The sequence below is a fragment of the Vibrio genomosp. F10 str. ZF-129 genome (assembly GCF_000287055.2).
Lineage (GTDB): Bacteria > Pseudomonadota > Gammaproteobacteria > Enterobacterales > Vibrionaceae > Vibrio.
Genome location: NZ_AJYQ02000127.1, coordinates 145,968 through 161,248, shown reverse-complemented (window position 1 = coordinate 161,248; position 15,281 = coordinate 145,968). Strand labels below are relative to the sequence as shown.

16 protein-coding genes are annotated in these 15,281 nt (G+C 42.3%); 11 read left to right on the top strand and 5 right to left on the bottom strand.

Annotated features, from left to right (window positions below; translation table 11 throughout):
- Positions 1-161 precede the first annotated feature (161 nt).
- On the top strand, positions 162-353 hold the full coding sequence (locus A1QO_RS17375; RefSeq protein ID WP_017033570.1) for a hypothetical protein: 192 nt from the start codon (positions 162-164) through the stop codon (positions 351-353).
- Positions 354-530: 177 nt separating this feature from the next.
- Here A1QO_RS17375 and A1QO_RS17370 read toward each other — a convergent pair whose 3' ends face one another.
- Positions 531-1,088, bottom strand: a complete 558-nt coding sequence (locus A1QO_RS17370; RefSeq protein WP_017033571.1) for a PhnA domain-containing protein — start codon at positions 1,086-1,088, stop codon at positions 531-533.
- A gap of 258 nt (positions 1,089-1,346) precedes the next feature.
- On the opposite strand from A1QO_RS17370, the gene A1QO_RS17365 reads away from it, so the two are divergent.
- Positions 1,347-2,429, top strand: coding sequence for a site-2 protease family protein (locus A1QO_RS17365; protein ID WP_026026849.1), 1,083 nt, complete (start codon positions 1,347-1,349; stop codon positions 2,427-2,429).
- Between the two features lie 206 nt (positions 2,430-2,635).
- Here the strand turns inward: A1QO_RS17365 and A1QO_RS17360 are convergent, their stop codons facing one another.
- Positions 2,636-3,424 (bottom strand): M48 family metallopeptidase, encoded by a 789-nt coding sequence (locus A1QO_RS17360; protein WP_017033573.1) that lies wholly within the window; start codon positions 3,422-3,424, stop codon positions 2,636-2,638.
- Between the two features lie 79 nt (positions 3,425-3,503).
- Here A1QO_RS17360 and A1QO_RS17355 point away from each other — a divergent pair, with 79 nt between their 5' ends.
- From A1QO_RS17355 to A1QO_RS17335, 5 genes are all read left to right on the top strand, one after another.
- Positions 3,504-3,941, top strand: coding sequence for a hotdog fold thioesterase (locus A1QO_RS17355; RefSeq protein ID WP_017037962.1), 438 nt, complete (start codon positions 3,504-3,506; stop codon positions 3,939-3,941).
- Between the two features lie 4 nt (positions 3,942-3,945).
- A complete protein-coding gene (locus tag A1QO_RS17350; RefSeq protein ID WP_017039535.1) occupies positions 3,946-4,182 on the top strand; it encodes a DUF3389 family protein in 237 nt (78 codons plus the stop codon).
- 65 nt (positions 4,183-4,247) lie between these two features.
- A complete protein-coding gene (locus A1QO_RS17345; RefSeq protein WP_017039534.1) occupies positions 4,248-5,954 on the top strand; it encodes an SgrR family transcriptional regulator in 1,707 nt (568 codons plus the stop codon).
- Complete coding sequence (locus A1QO_RS17340; RefSeq protein WP_017037965.1) at positions 5,954-6,205, top strand: hypothetical protein; 252 nt, start codon at positions 5,954-5,956, stop codon at positions 6,203-6,205. Before A1QO_RS17345 ends, A1QO_RS17340 begins: the two co-directional genes overlap by 1 nt.
- 390 nt (positions 6,206-6,595) lie before the next feature.
- Entirely contained in the window at positions 6,596-7,486 is an 891-nt protein-coding gene (locus tag A1QO_RS17335; RefSeq protein WP_017033578.1) for a LysR family transcriptional regulator, read from the top strand.
- A 69-nt stretch (positions 7,487-7,555) separates the two neighbouring features.
- On the opposite strand, the gene A1QO_RS17330 is transcribed toward A1QO_RS17335, so the two are convergent.
- Entirely contained in the window at positions 7,556-10,237 is a 2,682-nt protein-coding gene (locus tag A1QO_RS17330; RefSeq protein ID WP_017041421.1) for a bifunctional acetate--CoA ligase family protein/GNAT family N-acetyltransferase, read from the bottom strand.
- 217 nt (positions 10,238-10,454) lie between these two features.
- On the opposite strand from A1QO_RS17330, the gene A1QO_RS17325 reads away from it, so the two are divergent.
- Both A1QO_RS17325 and A1QO_RS17320 read left to right on the top strand, forming a co-directional pair.
- Complete coding sequence (locus A1QO_RS17325; protein WP_017033580.1) at positions 10,455-11,027, top strand: SPOR domain-containing protein; 573 nt, start codon at positions 10,455-10,457, stop codon at positions 11,025-11,027.
- A gap of 173 nt (positions 11,028-11,200) precedes the next feature.
- Positions 11,201-12,199 carry a D-alanine--D-alanine ligase gene (locus tag A1QO_RS17320; RefSeq protein WP_017041420.1) on the top strand — a complete coding sequence of 333 codons (999 nt, stop codon included), beginning with the start codon at positions 11,201-11,203 and terminating at the stop codon, positions 12,197-12,199.
- Between the two features lies 1 nt (position 12,200).
- Here A1QO_RS17320 and A1QO_RS17315 read toward each other — a convergent pair whose 3' ends face one another.
- The gene (locus A1QO_RS17315) at positions 12,201-13,160 is read right to left on the bottom strand and encodes a tyrosine-type recombinase/integrase (RefSeq protein WP_017039866.1); all 960 of its coding nucleotides are present in this window, start codon (positions 13,158-13,160) and stop codon (positions 12,201-12,203) included.
- A gap of 98 nt (positions 13,161-13,258) precedes the next feature.
- Here A1QO_RS17315 and A1QO_RS17310 point away from each other — a divergent pair, with 98 nt between their 5' ends.
- On the top strand, positions 13,259-13,633 hold the full coding sequence (locus A1QO_RS17310) for a DUF3319 domain-containing protein (protein ID WP_017033583.1): 375 nt from the start codon (positions 13,259-13,261) through the stop codon (positions 13,631-13,633).
- A 5-nt stretch (positions 13,634-13,638) separates the two neighbouring features.
- On the top strand, positions 13,639-13,950 hold the full coding sequence (yciH, locus tag A1QO_RS17305; protein WP_017039867.1) for a stress response translation initiation inhibitor YciH: 312 nt from the start codon (positions 13,639-13,641) through the stop codon (positions 13,948-13,950).
- Between the two features lie 1,121 nt (positions 13,951-15,071).
- On the opposite strand, the gene A1QO_RS20150 is transcribed toward yciH, so the two are convergent.
- The gene (locus tag A1QO_RS20150; RefSeq protein ID WP_017039868.1) at positions 15,072-15,218 is read right to left on the bottom strand and encodes a YoaH family protein; all 147 of its coding nucleotides are present in this window, start codon (positions 15,216-15,218) and stop codon (positions 15,072-15,074) included.
- Between the last annotated feature and the right edge of the window lie 63 nt (positions 15,219-15,281).

The following is a 15,281-nucleotide window of genomic DNA, read 5'->3' as shown; positions in this document are numbered from 1 at the left end:
GGTGTCCAACTTCATTAGACCAGTACACTGTCGATTGTTAAATCATTGTTTCATTAGAAAAACTAATTCCACATTGCAGTTTTTGTCACTATTTATTTACCAATAAAACCTCTATATTTCTTCCAACGAAACAAAATTATTCGATTTTTAGAGAGGCTACTATGTCACAAGTTATGCATTTAGACACCATCGCAGCACCTACCTCTATGGATAAGAAGACCTACGCGGTTAGTTTCAAAGGATTGATTAAACATTTACTCGATATTCTGTTTGTTGATAACAGTGAACCTCGTGCCTACTATGCATCTGATCTATCAGACCATATGCAAAGAGATTTAGGTTTAACTCGCTAATATCTCGACAACGCAGTTATTTGAACGCAGCCAGTGGCTGCGTTTTTTTATGCATGAATTTTATGAATAATCACCTCTATAGAGGCATTCTCATTTATACACACACAAAAAAGGCACCATCGGTGCCTTTAGAATAGGGAGACAAATAATAGAATATGAGTCTAAATAAAAAGCCCGTTACTTTTTACGGCAGAATTCAGCAATCACGTACATTGATTGACCGCCATTGGTTTTACCAGACACAAGCTTTGGATCATCGCCAACACTAATACCGCGAATAACCGTACCTTGCTTAATCACTTGGTTCGTTCCCTTGACAGGCAAATCTTTGATTACTGTTACGTCGTCACCTTTTTTAAGTTCGACGCCATTTACATCAAGAGGTTTGTCATCAGCCGACATACCAATTTGTGCCCAAACTGATGTTTCCTCTTCTAAATACATCATCTCTAAAAGATCCTGTGCCCAAGACTCTGAAGAGAGGCGAGTCAATTGACGCCACGCTACCACTTGAACCGGTGGCTCTTGGCTCCACATGCTGTCATTTAAACAACGCCAGTGGTTAATGTCTTTCGGGTCTTCAATTTCACCCAAACACTTGTCGCAAGCCATAATGCCATGATCGACAGTAACATGGCTATGTGGTGGTACCGCGTACGAGGTAAGCGGAGAGTCGCTTCCACACAGTTCACATTTAGATTGGCAGCGTTCTAGCATTGTTGCTTCAGAAGACATATTAGGCTCACATTCAATAAATTAAATAACGCGCATATTATCCACTTTATCCATATAAATGAAAGGGAGATTTATTGCTTAGAAAAAACCTGACCTATTCTTTGCAAACAAGAGCTCCCACAAGGGCATTTTGAACCCTATACGAGTTTATTTGCCTTCATGATACGTACATAGCCATCGGTGATGTTTTCTCTTTACCCACAAAAATAAGCGCGTCATACTTCTACGGCCTTTAAATTGCACTATACAGGAAGCATGTTGGAACTTTTATCTATTGATTGTCTTGGAAAACCGTTACGCCTAGAAGGTTCAATGGCTGGTTGGCAACAACTATATTGGGACAACACACTCGTCTCTCAAAAAGATGCCTCTACCGATTCATCTGATCAGTCTGTTCATCAATTCACGTTGTTACACGGAGACGTAAACTTAAACTGCAAGCTGACATTAGAGTTGGTCTGGCAACCATTTATGTTGGACTACGCGTTATCCATCAATGAACAAGTCATAGAGCAAGATTCTAGGCGTCACAAAGACATCGAGCAGCAGGTTCCTTTTAACCCACCAAAGGCAGACAGAAAGTTTAGCGTGATAGGCTTAGTGTCTTTGCTAATGAAAGGGCTTAAAAGTGCCAAGCTTATAAAAGTAGTGCTCGCATCGGCCAGTTTAGCGGCCTATTCGTGGCTTTTCTCTTTTCAATTTGCGTTGGCGCTGATCGCCTGTTTAGTGTTTCACGAATATGGCCACGTCAAAGCGATGAAGTATTTTGGAATGAAAACCAAAGGCATATATCTGGTCCCTTTTTTAGGCGGGCTCGCGCTCAGTGACGAAAAAATCAACACTCGATGGCAAGACGTCGTCATTTCGATCATGGGTCCTTTTTTTGGATTCCTGCTATCGATTGTTTTGGTTATCGCGTATTGGGTGACGGGTAACTTGTTTTTTGCAGGATTAGCGGTTTTCAACGCATTCCTAAACTTATTTAATCTGCTTCCGATTTTGCCCCTTGATGGCGGGCACATATTAAAGAGCATCAGTTTTTCGATGAACAGTGTCACCGGAATCGTGCTGTGCGCTGCAGGTGCGATAGGCGGAATCGTTCTTAGCTACTCTCTCGGTCTCACGTTATTTGGATTCTTACTGATTATGGGCACTATCGAAATAGTCTTAGAGTGGAAACAAAGGCATCACAGCCACCTGTTGCCCTTAGATCGATACGGCCAAATTATTTCAAGCATTTGGTATGTGGGCTTGGTGTTCGGGCTGATTAGTATCATTGGGTACTTTGCTTCCACTGGAGATGCCTTGTTACAGCTACCACTGCAAATATTGGGCACGTAAATAACGAGTATAGCCCGGCGCTGTGCCAGCAAAGAGTACCGGCTACTCTCGTAAAAAAAAGCTTGCTAGTAACAACTGTTTGCCATTAATGAGTGCCAGTTAATAGAGTTCGTAAGGTTGACAACATCGTCGTTGGCAAAATCGTCGACCTTACGTTCACGAGCACTTCATTGATAGGGTAACTGATTCTGGCTAGCTGGCTCTGGCTAGCTGCAACTAGGTTTAGCCACATTATAGCTAGGAAGTGATTGGATTTTAGCCTTTAAGTCATTGATTCTCGTGTCATGAGAAGGGTGGGTGGAGAGTAACTCTGGCGGTTGTGCACCACCGGATGCTTTCGCCATATTCTTCCAAAGATCAACGCTTTGGTTTGGATCAAAACCCGCCTGGGCCATAAACTCTAACCCTAAAATATCGGCTTCCGATTCTTGTGTTCGGCCATAAGGTAAAATAACACCATATTGCACACCCACACCCAACGCAGCCATCGTCATTGATTGATATTCAGCATATTCCGAAGCGCCTAAAGCAATGCTTGTCACTTGCATTCCAGCATTGGCTAACTGTGACTGAGACAGCCTTTCATTACTATGATCGGCGAGAACATGAGCGATTTCATGACCAATAACCGTAGCCAATTGATCCTGATTGGTAGCGACGTTCAATAACCCAGTATAAACCCCAATCTTTCCACCAGGTAGAGCAAAGGCGTTCACTTGCTCACTATCGAACACCACCACTTCCCATTCTTTAAAACTGGGTTGTGCGGGCACCGTTGTCAGCACCGCTTTGGCGACACATTGAACGTAATTATTCGTCTTAGTGTTTGTACTGATAGGCTGTTCTGCTTTCATTTGCTCAAAAGACTGAGCGCCTAACGAACTCATCTCTTGATCGGAAAATAAGATGATCTGATTCCTGCCTGTAGGAGAGGCGCTACAAGCTGTTAGAACAATAGTCGAACACAGAACCGACAATTTAAATAAGGTTTGCATTTACAATCTCCATATTGAAAGGCAAATTAGTCATTCTCTGACAGAGAATAAACTATAACGCAAACCAAAAGAGTGCTAAATGGCTATTTGGAAGAAACACATTGATTTAGAACAATTGAATTCAACGTCTAAAGATACCCTGATCGAACATTTAGAGATCAAATACACGGATGTTGATTCAGACAGTATATCTGCGACCATGCCGGTCAGTAAAATAACCCACCAACCGCTTGGCATGCTACACGGAGGTGCATCGGTCGTTCTTGCGGAAACGTTAGGATCAATCGCCGCAAATTTATGTGTCGATGAAAACCACTTTTGTGTCGGGCTGGATATCAATGCCAACCATATTCGTGCGATGCGATCAGGTACGGTAACGGGCAAAGCAACGCCATTACACCTTGGTGTTTCAACTCAAGTTTGGCAAATCAATATCACCGATGAACAAGCGCGTTTAATTTGCTCGAGTCGGCTAACGATTGCAGTAAAAAAGCGTCATACAAAAGAAAGGACATAGATCCATGGTCATTACGTTCTCCTTAGGGAAGATCATTGCCACTGCCCATGAGTTGATAGTCAAATTCGATGGCCAACAACAGGTTGTGTTACAGGCGCAAGCGGATTGCCTCACCTTAATTGGAAAGGGGACTAATGTATTGGTCGCCAACGGTAGCGGCTGCAAATGGTCACTAAAACTCGATAATGAACAACAAGTTAATGAATTAAGTATGCTAATTGGGTGTGCGGTCTCTGATTAACTTGATCCAAGATCAAAAAAAGGGGAAACTACACAAGTCCATACATCATTTGAGCTTTCCCCTTTATGAGTAGTCCACGTTTACGCGTTCAGTTTGAAACACTATTTACACACTTCAAAGGGCAAGACTCAGGCATTCAACTTGATGAGATCACCGAGATCCTCTTCTGCACTCGCCGAAACGCGCGGATCGTTCTTAACAAGATGGAAGAAGAAGGTTGGATCGAATGGAAACCAGCGCCTGGTCGTGGAAAGCTTTCTCAACTTAACTTCAAACGAAGTCGCAGTGATGTCAATGAAACTCTCGCTAAACAATATCTTGACGAAGGTCGGATTTCCCATGCTTTGTCGGTACTCGGTAATGACAGTGCCAAATTGGCAAGGGTGATTGATGGTTACTTGGGCGTACAACACCAAGAAGGTCAACAAGTCATACGTTTACCGTATTATCGACCACTTTCAATGCTCAACACGAACAAAAATATGCGACGCTCTGAGCAACACATCGCTCAGCAAATATTCAGTGGGTTGACCCGACTTGACGATGCCGACAATTTACAGCCTGATTTAGCCCATAGCTGGGAAGCGTTATCAAACCGAGTATGGCGATTTTATATTCGGCCAAGAGTTCGCTTTCACACTGGAGTTGCTCTAGAGACGAATCACATCATTGAAAGCCTCTTATTACTTAAATCGACGCCTCTTTTTTCGCACATCGAACAGGTCACGTCACCCAGCGAATCGATTATTGATGTCACTTTATCTGCAGATGACAAACGCTTACCACTCTTGTTGGCGGAATCCTGCGCCAAGGTTTTATTACCTGATCACCTTAGAAACGATAATTTCGATATTATGCCGATTGGTACTGGCCCTTACCGAGTGGCAGAAAATAACGATAAGCGTTTGGTCTTACAGGCCTTTGATGGGTATTTTGGTTTTCGCCCCCTCATTGATCGAGTCGAGGTTTGGGTGATCGATGAAGTGCACTCTTCGATGATCTTTCCGAGTTTATCGAATCCGATCAAACCAGACATAAATAACCATAATGAAGAAGTTAAATTGGATCCTGGATGCACATACTTGCTGCTCAATCGACGGGATGGTCTAGCCTCATCGAATCAGTGGGCTGAGTATTTCACCCACAAGCTCCATACTATGAACTTATTCAGAATGCTACCGGATAAAACGCTGCTGGAACTGGGTGTATTACCGGCTCATGGGTTGAAGCCAGGCTGGTACCACCAAAGTCGTTCAAATTGCGCCGTTACCGCTCCTGCAGAAACAACGGTGACTATTGCTTATCATGCCCAGCACCCTATGTTTCCAACGTTAGCAAAAACCATCGAAAAGATTCTTCGAGAAGATGGGTTAAAAGTACACATGATTAAATACGACGTTGACGTACCGAATGCTGAAGAGATCGATATCTGGGTGAAACCAATGGGAATAGCGAACAACCGTGATGATGCGCTCGTAGGCTGGCTTCTCGATTACAGTGATATTCAAAAAATGAGCACCGATGAGCATTTTAAAAACTGGACTCACTTGGTTGATGCATGGCGAGCTGATGACAGCTTACCATTTCCTGGGCGGGCGTTAGGTCAATCTCTTGCTGAGCATTTGCAGCTTATTCCACTGTTTCACTGCTGGCTTGGTGTAAGCCAGGATCAATGTGGTTCCCTACAAAATGTAAAGTGCAACGCTCTTGGCTGGTTTGACTTTAGCAGAGCCTGGGTCAAACCCAGCATTAATGGAGATATGCCGAGTTAATGTCTAAACCCAACAAAAAGCAACCTGCAAGGACCGTTGATGTTTATTGCGCTAAATGTAAAACACCTTTGTATAAATACAGGAAAGGGGGAAAAGGCGCCCTAGTTAAATGTTTCCAGGAACGCATCGTTACCGACTTTACCGTAGAACTTGGAATCTGCCCTAAGTGCGGTATTTCATTCGCTAGAGAAACAATGATCAGAGGAATGCCCGCAAATAAGATTATTGGCGGAAAAGTTACCTTTAAATAGTTACTTAAATTAACCCTTTTTTAACAATTACCTTGATTCAACTCTCACTATCCACGTCTAAACCATCAAATTTCGGTCGCTTATTGATCTGTATCTATAATTTACGTAAAAAAATCGTTATGGGGTTTTATGTCTTTGTATAAATGTTAGAATTCAAACCAGTTACACTTTGTTACGTTTTGAATCTAGGAGTTACAAATGGACACAGCACTTGTCATCGCTTTTATCGTGACGTCTGTCATCATGATAAAAAAAGAGATGCCAAATAAATAATTTATCATTCGCCCAATTTCTGTTAACTTTTTGAATGAAAGATTACCCAAACCAGCATCTATTGCTGGTTTTTTCTTATTTGACGGCCCATTAAATCAGTTTGCAAGGAGCGGTATTGTGCTAAGTCCTCTTACTCTTGAAGCGTTACATATATTAGATGCAATAGAACGAAGAGGAAGTTTTGCCAGTGCTGCAAAAGAGTTAGGTCGAGCACCTTCATCACTCACTTATCAGATTCAAAAACTTGAGCAAGATTTGGATCTGATGATATTCGATCGATCTGGCCACAAAGCTATCTTTACCCAAGCAGGGCAGTTATTGCTAGAGCAAGGAAGGCATATCCTTGTGGCATCGAATGATCTCGTGAGCAAAGCCAAAGCATTAGCAAATGGGTGGGAGCTTGATATTACCATCGCGTTCGACGGCATCATCCCTGTTGGTAATTTGTTCCCTCTGGTCAGTAAGCTTGAAGAAGTCAGCAGCACTAAAGTTAAATTACAAGAGGAAATCTTAGCGGGTTGTTGGGAGTCTTTGGCTTTAAATCGAGCGGATCTTTTAATCTGCCCGAAAACATCAATGATCCCTCAGGATCTAAAAACAGAAGTGATCGGATCCATGTCAATGGTTTGGGTTGCATCTTACGATCATTATATCCATAAACGAGTGGGGGAATTTAATGATCAAGAGCGACAAAAATATAAGATCATCGCCATCGCGGATACGGCCTTGGAGCACCCAATTCAGTCTATTAACATCCTCGAGAAGCAACCTCAACTCACTGTTACAACATTCAACGCGAAAGTGGAAGCTCTGCTAGCGGGTCTTGGTATTGGCACCTTACCTCAGCAAGTCGCAGAGCCACTTATAAGGAGTCATAAGCTTAAAGCCATACAAGGCACCCAGAATCAAGATATTGAAATCGTGTTAGCCTGGCGCCGTAATAACATGGGTAATGCAAAAACCTGGTGCATCCGTTATCTAAAAAACCACTGGTCTTTACTTGCTTAGTTCTACGTGCTTTGTTCTAAGCGCTTTCAGACCCTTGTTTAATGTCATCCATATATAGCTCTAGGTCCGTCAATCATTGAGCCGAAGCACCATGTCTGCGGTTCCATCTGAAAATTGAACATCAAGTTCAAACCCGAGTTTCTGTGCCAGCGTCAGCATGCCTCGGTTGGTCGGCATCGTCATTCCAGATATTTGAGCTGTGCCTTTATCTTTACAATATTGAATGATCTTACCCATGAGGATCTTGCCTAACCCTATGCCTTTAAGATCGGAACGGATCAGTATGGCGAATTCGGCATCACTATTTTGATGATTGATTAAAGCACGAGACACCCCAATGATGGTCGGATTGCCTGCGGTATAGGTAACCGCAACGAAGGCCATTTCCCTGTCGTAATCAATCTGGGTAAAATTGGCCAGCGCTTCATGATTAAACTCACCAACATCAGTAAAAAATCGCTTATATAAATCGTCTTTTGATACCTTGTGGATAAACTCAGCATGGAGGGGCTCATCTTCAGGAAGAATTGGCCGCAGCAATATTTCTGTACCGTCTTTTAACGTCAGTTTTTGTTCCATTTCAACTGGATAAGGACGAATAGCTAATCGTTCGTGGGCGTCCTTTTTATAGCGAGATAAGACTAAATCCGCATCAAGGATAGTGAACTCGTTCCCATTGGCTAGTAGTGGATGGATATCAAGTTGTTGTACTTGAGGGCAATCGACCACCATTTGTGATAATCGCACTAAGAATTCAGATAGCCCATCAATATTCATAGGATCTGGAAGTTTTTGTGGTCGAATTTTCCCGCTTTTTATCGCTCTCACAATAAGGTAGCGAGCCAGTGTCATATTGAGCGGGGGCAGCGCAGCAGCAGCATCAATAGATTCATCCCACTCTGAACCACCTTGCCCGATCAATATAACAGGCCCAAATGTGTTGTCCGTAATGACTTTGATCCGTATTTCCTCGCCACCCGCCAATTTGCCCATACCCTGAACCAATAATCCATGAATATGAGCGGCAGGGTACGACAACTTGGTTCTATCAAGGATCGCTTGTGCTGCATTAGCAACTTCAACACTGTTTCTCAGATTGAGCATAACGCCATGAACATCAGACTTGTGCGCAATATCAGGAGAACGTAATTTCACCGCAACAGGGTAACCGATTTTTTCAGCGACATGCACCGCTTCACTCGCGTCAGAAGCAATCCATGTCGGTAATACATTAAAATTGAAATACTTTAAGAATGAACCAATCTGATGAGTATCCAACATCAAGGTATGATTTTGTTCCAACTTCTCCTCAATCCATTGTTTAGCATGATTAAGCTCGCCAATGTGAACCGGTTCAGCGGAGGTCGGGGTTTCCATTAATTGTTTTTGATTTCGTCGATATTCGACCAAATGCATGAAAGCAACAACCGCACTTTCTGGGGTGCGATACGTTGGAATTCCTGCTTGAGTAAAGATCTGTCTTGCAGGCTTAGCGGTAAGCTCGCCAGACCAATTGGTTAGAATATTGAATTGCTTATGTTTAGGGTGCGCTCTAATGGCGTCAACGATTTCTTGAGCTGTCTGCTCGGAAGGTGATACTGCCGACGGGCTATGCATGATCAAAATAGCGTCTGCGATATTACTGTCGAGTAAGACGTTGAGTGTATCGACATAGCGCCGATTTCCCGCGTCACCAACCATATCAATGGGGTTACTGTGCGACCAACTCTCTGGCAATACCGTACTGAGCCTATTTAGCGTTTCCTCATCTAGCTGAGCAAGTTTGCCACCGCGTTCTAACAGAGTATCTACGGCCATAATGGCAGGCCCACCCCCATTCGTTATGATCGCCAATCGCTCGCCGCGTAATGGTACAGAATGCGTCAGAGTCTCTACTGCAGCGAATAACTCATGCGTATTATTCACTCTTAACATACCCGTACGACGAATCGCAGAATCATAAATGATATCAAGCGTGTCATCACCTCCAGTATGTAACCTTGCCGCTTTTCTGCCACTGGCGGTGCGTCCACCTTTTAGAACCAAGATTCTTCGATTCCTTGAAGCGGCCCTGGCTGCGGACATAAATCGCCTCGCATCTTTTATGGTATCGACATACAGTAGAATCGCTTCTGTATGCGAATCCATGCTTAAACGATCCAAAAGCTCTGCAAAGTCGATATCCAGGCCGTTACCCAGAGAAACAAAAGCAGAAAAACCGATGTTCTTATCGTTGGCCCAATCGAGAATGGTGGTACACACCGCAGCTGATTGAGATATAAATGCGATCTTTCCTTTAAGGGCCGTGATAGGGGAAAAAGATGCATTGAAATTCAGCCAAGGCAGAATAATCCCCAGACTATTTGGACCAAGCAAACGCATATTCGAGTCTTTGGCTATCTTTAAGCAGCGATCTTGAATCGATATTTCATTGTCTGAGCGAGCCATGTCCGAAGCCAGAATAATAACCGTAGATATCCCTTTTTGCGCCAGCTCTTCAATTAGCGCGACATTTCGGCTTGCTCGTGTACATAATACGGCGATGTCAGGGGTTATTGGTAACGCATCAATGCTCTTATACGCAAGTACACCACAGACAGAAGGGTACTTAGGGGTAACAGGCATGATCGCACCTTCAAATCCACCCAGTAATAGATTTTTCATCACAATATTACCGGCCCGTCGATCTTTGATTGAAGCACCGATAACGGCAACGGATTTAGGTTTTAGAAGCTGATCTAATGTATTCATGGCTCGTCCACTGCAATAATCATCTCTATAGGTTAATCAATTTAAGTTGCTTTAGTGACCATTTCTCACTCGTTCTGAACAGTAGAACACGGTATAAAAGTGACTTTGTGCCATGCATCACAGAGTATTGATATATAATTAAAAGGTTGGCTTGATTCTAAGCTCTTCAATCGGCATGATTTAAAGTAATTTCTATTTTTAGGACGTAAGTACATTCATGAAAAAGATTTCAATTGTGGGCCTATCGGTACTTCTATCGGCTTGTGCTTCTGACACATACATTACAGATGTCACATCTGAAAGTTATAGAGAAGACTACAAGGTTGCTGAAGTAGAAAAGCCAGTGGTTTCGAGTGAAGGCACAGCGGAAGGTATTGTTGAGAGTAACGTTGAAACAAACGCAGACAAAGTTGTTCCTACTGCAGAGAAGAAAGTGGTGAATAAAACACCTGAAGCGGCTGTCGCCATCATTCCACCGACGGCTAAGCAAGTCGCTATGAACCCACGTTATGGGTTTACTATTCAAGTCGTTGCGGTAGGCTCTCAAACAAAAGTCGATGAATTTGCGCGTAAACTTCCTATGGACAACCAACAACCTGTCTGGGAAAACTATAAGGTAGTAAATGGTACAAAATGGTATACGGTGCTTTATGGTGATTACGCCACACGCGGTGAAGCAAAAGAAGCTATTGCCACACTGCCAATGGAATTCAAAAACCTAAAACCATTTGTCAAAAGCATCGATTCAATTAAGAATTCAGAATTCCCAACACTGAATAAATTGAACTAGAAACTATTCTAGAAATCATAGAGGCTAGGCTTCGCAGCTCTATGCCCCTGTTATGGTGAATAAAACATCAAATGAACCAAAACCGCGTAATTTAATCTGGGTTACGCTATCGTTTTGGTTCATTTTCATTATGATGAAGACAAGAATTTTATAGCGTTATGGAAACTACGTTAATGACTCAAACAACCATCCTTCTACTGTGTGGCGGAGGCTCTCCTGAACATGAAGTGTCTTTAGTCTCAGCCAACTATCTGCAGCAGCAGCTATCTTTGACTCCAAACTTCGATGTGGTGCGCGTCGAAATACGTCAAGAAGGTTGGTTTAATGAATCAGATAAACTCGTTTCTCTTGATACCAATACCGCTACGTTGAACGGTGAAGACCAAAATCTTCATATTGATTTTGTTATTCCTTGTATCCATGGTTTTCCAGGGGAAACAGGAGATATTCAATCGATGCTTGAACTAGCTGAAATCCCATACCTCGGATGTGGACCAGAAGCGAGCACCAATAGCTTTAACAAGATTACCTCAAAGCTATGGTATGACGCACTCGGCATTAACAATACACCTTATTTATTCTTGTCAGAGAACAATTCACACTCTTTAGAAAAAGCAGAACAAGCACTAAGAGAATGGGGCAGTATTTTTATTAAAGCGGCTAGACAAGGCTCTTCTGTAGGATGTTACAAGGTAACGAAATCATCACAACTTAAAGAGGCTATCGATGCTGCTTTCGGGTATTCTGATCAAGTGTTAGTAGAAAAAGCAGTAAAGCCAAGAGAACTTGAGGTCGCCGCTTATGAGTATGATGGCCAGCTATTCTTATCTCAGCCTGGTGAAGTTATCGCACCTTCCGATGCGTTTTATACCTATGAAGAAAAATACAGTGCAGACAGCCATTCAATTACCGAAATAGTGGCTGGTAACCTCTCACAAACTCAATTGAGCACAATAGAAGTCAGCGCGAGAAAAGTTTTTACTCAAATGCGATTACGCCATTTGTCTCGAATTGATTTTTTCTTAACTGAAGAGGGTCACATATATTTAAATGAGGTTAATACCTTCCCAGGCATGACACCTATTTCTATGTTTCCCAAGATGCTGGCGAACAATGGCCACCAATTCCACAAATTCCTCGAAAACTGCGTGAGTACATCTCTTCGCCGGTAAGCTACTCCCAAGGTTTAATGATCTTATACACTCGCTTTTCATCCTCTGCTGTTTGTTTTAGACCTATGTATTGATAGGGCATAGCAGGGGACAACCAGCGACCAAACTCTTGAATTTCTTTGGCTTTTTTACCACGACTAGCTAAATGCTGAGCGGCTCCGACACGAGTTGATTGCCCGGAAAATTTGATTGAAAGATTTAACAGGTCACTCGCTGAGGCTAATACTCTGTAAATGGAAGAGTCGTCCATTTGCGTACTGCTTACGTTACCATGTCGATCTATCGCGCGAAACAAACAGAGATCCGGATTATCTCCTGCTACCGACAGCCACAATTTCAAAACGGAAGAACACCGGTTACTAAGCTCATAAGTGTGGTCTTTGATTGATACAAGATAGTGATTTTCACATTCGGTGAGATCAGAAAAAGACAACGATTTAAGATCTGAACGCTTCAATGCACATTCAAACATCACGTAATAGATGGCTAGATCACGAACACTTTTGGGGCTCGGTGTTTCCATCAATATTCTATCAAGTTCTTTTATGTGATTTAGGGTTAAGCCTTCTGCTTGCTTTGCGTCCCCGAATTTGTCCATTCGATAACTCGCCAGTAGTTGCCGAATCAAGCTATTAGAAACAGGGTCTGTATCATAGAGTAGCCGATGAACCAATGATAGGGTGACAGCGTAACGCTTTAAGGTGGAGAACTTACGCTTTTTCGCCTCCCGCTCAATAAATAAGCGAACAACAGTGACAGAAGCGGGGAGTGAACTGACTTGCTTCGTTTGACAAAATTCAGAGAAAAGATTCCAATCTTTGACCATCGCAAGTAAAGAGTTTCGAGAGTATACCCCATGGGTCAACATATCGAATTCTTCTAAGGTAACTTGAGACCCAAAAGTTGATCGCCAATCATTTAGTAGCTGTTTATCAGTAACCTGCGGGATCTTTTTTTGCATATCAGACACAGTAAATGAGAGATAATCGATAAATATACTTGATAAGCGAGCAGATACAATTATTATTTAAGTAACTATCATAATAAGAATATTCGTTTATGGCTGTCACAATTTATAAAGGTTTTAACTTAAAGTCTGCCGATAACACTAGCGATATTTGGCAAGCTAAAATTAAGAACCACGTTTTGTCCGGTAGCTTAGCTGCGGTGAAGAAGAGTATCGATTGGTTCTGCGATACCGCGACGATAATCGATCCAAAAGAGTTCACTTCCGTTGGTCGAAAGCGTGAGTCATCAGGATCCCCACAAGCAGAAAACTTTAATGGCTACGCCTTAAAAAACGATACGGGTGAGGCTAACACCTGGTATTGTTTTTTCAACGGCAGACTCATTAAGGGCTCAAAAATTGCGATACAAAAGCACATTGAAGCGTATATAATTGCGAAACAAAAAGCCGAGCAACAGAGAAAATAGTCATTATGAGTCTAGTGTATTCAACCGACGTCGGACGCATCAAACCAGAAGAACAAGTTATAGAAAGACCTAAAGGTGATGGTATTGTGCGCATTCAGCGACAAACCAAAGGTCGTAAAGGCAAAGGGGTTTGTATTGTTTCAGGGTTAGATCTAGCCGATTCCCAACTAAAGTTAGTTGCAGCCGAGCTTAAAAAAGTATGCGGCTGCGGTGGCTCCGTTAAAGACGGAACCATTGAGATTCAAGGCGACGCACGAGACAAGATTAAAGCTCATCTTGAAAAAAAAGGCCACACGGTCAAATTGGCCGGCGGCTAGAAAACACGCTTAAAAGATAATAGCTGGCTTACATCGATAGATTGTATGCTAGCTATTATCTATTTTATGGTAAATAAGTATTATGTTTAATGTGACTCCGTAGAGTAACGTGAGAGTCGGGTAGAACATGTAAACAAGCTATATCGCTTCACACAACTTATTTAACATAAGATAGATAATACGCACTGAGGCTGTAGGCCCCAGATAGTAATGTCACTTTTGAGCTAGATTAAAATGCCACCTTAGCACTGGTTGCTGACTACATTTCATGTACCAGCTTCGGTTACTAAGGACTACTGAGATGTTGATTGCCATGAGTGAAAAAGAAATGAGTCGATTCAAAGTTATTCAAGACATCTGTGAATATCGTTTGCGTCGTGCTGCGCGGCGGACATACTTTCCTTAAGTACTACGTGAACATGGTGCGGCTAGTTTAACCCATGCTTCTAGAGGTAAACCCAGTAATCGACGTTATTCTGACGAATATCGCAAAGAGATTCTTTCGACTATCCATAAACACTATTCTGATTTCTCGCTCACATTTGCACGATTACCGACAGTATCTAATCAAGCGATTTTTTTGCCAGACTTTTGCATCAGTCTACTAGGCGTCAATGATTTAAAAGCAATTATTTAAAAGCAATGATTTTAGCGAATGCCTACCCACACACTTCTTCTTTTCTTCTTCTTTCATTTGGAGCATTGACTATTTTTAAGCAAATGGTTCCGACGACTCTTGGCTAGCTTAATTTCCCCTCACCATTAAGTGACATCGTAACGAAATTTATGACCAAACCCGTTATCCTGGGTTATTTTTAACTGCATTCTGTTACGGCGTCCAGTAACAGAATATAAAGCTAGCGTATTCAATCTTCAGGCACTGCCATTGGATAATTAAAGTCTTACTTTATTTCCCACCACACCGGCAGAATAAGTAACCACCACAAGCTACTGATTAATATAAAAATAATGGTAAATTTATCACAACAAACACATCGAATTATGATATACCAAATATGCAATATCTATATATTCAGTTCGAAGTCATACGGTTCGCCGTATCACATTACGGCCTAAATACTTAGTTATAGTGCGCCAAGTTATAAAGCATTAGGAAATTCCTATTGCTTTTCGCTGTGCTCTTTTCTAATTTTCTCAGCGACCAACTTTATCGCTTGTCCGGTACTCATACCGGTCAACATCAGTTCTTGGATTTTCTCTACAGCTTTTTGCTGCTCTTCGTGGGTTAATGAAAGATCGTCAAACATAAAAAAGCTCCTCTATAATGAGGAGCTGACTATATACGTTAATGATGACTAGAGATAGCGATA

Excerpts from the sequence above, each read along its gene's own strand:
- A1QO_RS17330 (WP_017041421.1), bottom strand. The coding sequence starts at position 10,237 with ATGAATACATTAGATCAGCTTCTAAAACCTAAATCCGTTGCCGTTATC.
- A1QO_RS17345 (WP_017039534.1), top strand. The coding sequence starts at position 4,248 with ATGAGTAGTCCACGTTTACGCGTTCAGTTTGAAACACTATTTACACAC.
- A1QO_RS17370 (WP_017033571.1), bottom strand. The coding sequence starts at position 1,088 with ATGTCTTCTGAAGCAACAATGCTAGAACGCTGCCAATCTAAATGTGAA.
- A1QO_RS17325 (WP_017033580.1), top strand. The coding sequence starts at position 10,455 with ATGAAAAAGATTTCAATTGTGGGCCTATCGGTACTTCTATCGGCTTGT.
- A1QO_RS17350 (WP_017039535.1), top strand. The coding sequence starts at position 3,946 with ATGGTCATTACGTTCTCCTTAGGGAAGATCATTGCCACTGCCCATGAG.
- A1QO_RS17310 (WP_017033583.1), top strand. The coding sequence starts at position 13,259 with ATGGCTGTCACAATTTATAAAGGTTTTAACTTAAAGTCTGCCGATAAC.
- A1QO_RS17375 (WP_017033570.1), top strand. The coding sequence starts at position 162 with ATGTCACAAGTTATGCATTTAGACACCATCGCAGCACCTACCTCTATG.
- yciH (WP_017039867.1), top strand. The coding sequence starts at position 13,639 with ATGAGTCTAGTGTATTCAACCGACGTCGGACGCATCAAACCAGAAGAA.
- A1QO_RS20150 (WP_017039868.1), bottom strand. The coding sequence starts at position 15,218 with ATGTTTGACGATCTTTCATTAACCCACGAAGAGCAGCAAAAAGCTGTA.
- A1QO_RS17340 (WP_017037965.1), top strand. The coding sequence starts at position 5,954 with ATGTCTAAACCCAACAAAAAGCAACCTGCAAGGACCGTTGATGTTTAT.
- A1QO_RS17315 (WP_017039866.1), bottom strand. The coding sequence starts at position 13,160 with ATGCAAAAAAAGATCCCGCAGGTTACTGATAAACAGCTACTAAATGAT.
- A1QO_RS17320 (WP_017041420.1), top strand. The coding sequence starts at position 11,201 with ATGACTCAAACAACCATCCTTCTACTGTGTGGCGGAGGCTCTCCTGAA.
- A1QO_RS17355 (WP_017037962.1), top strand. The coding sequence starts at position 3,504 with ATGGCTATTTGGAAGAAACACATTGATTTAGAACAATTGAATTCAACG.
- A1QO_RS17360 (WP_017033573.1), bottom strand. The coding sequence starts at position 3,424 with ATGCAAACCTTATTTAAATTGTCGGTTCTGTGTTCGACTATTGTTCTA.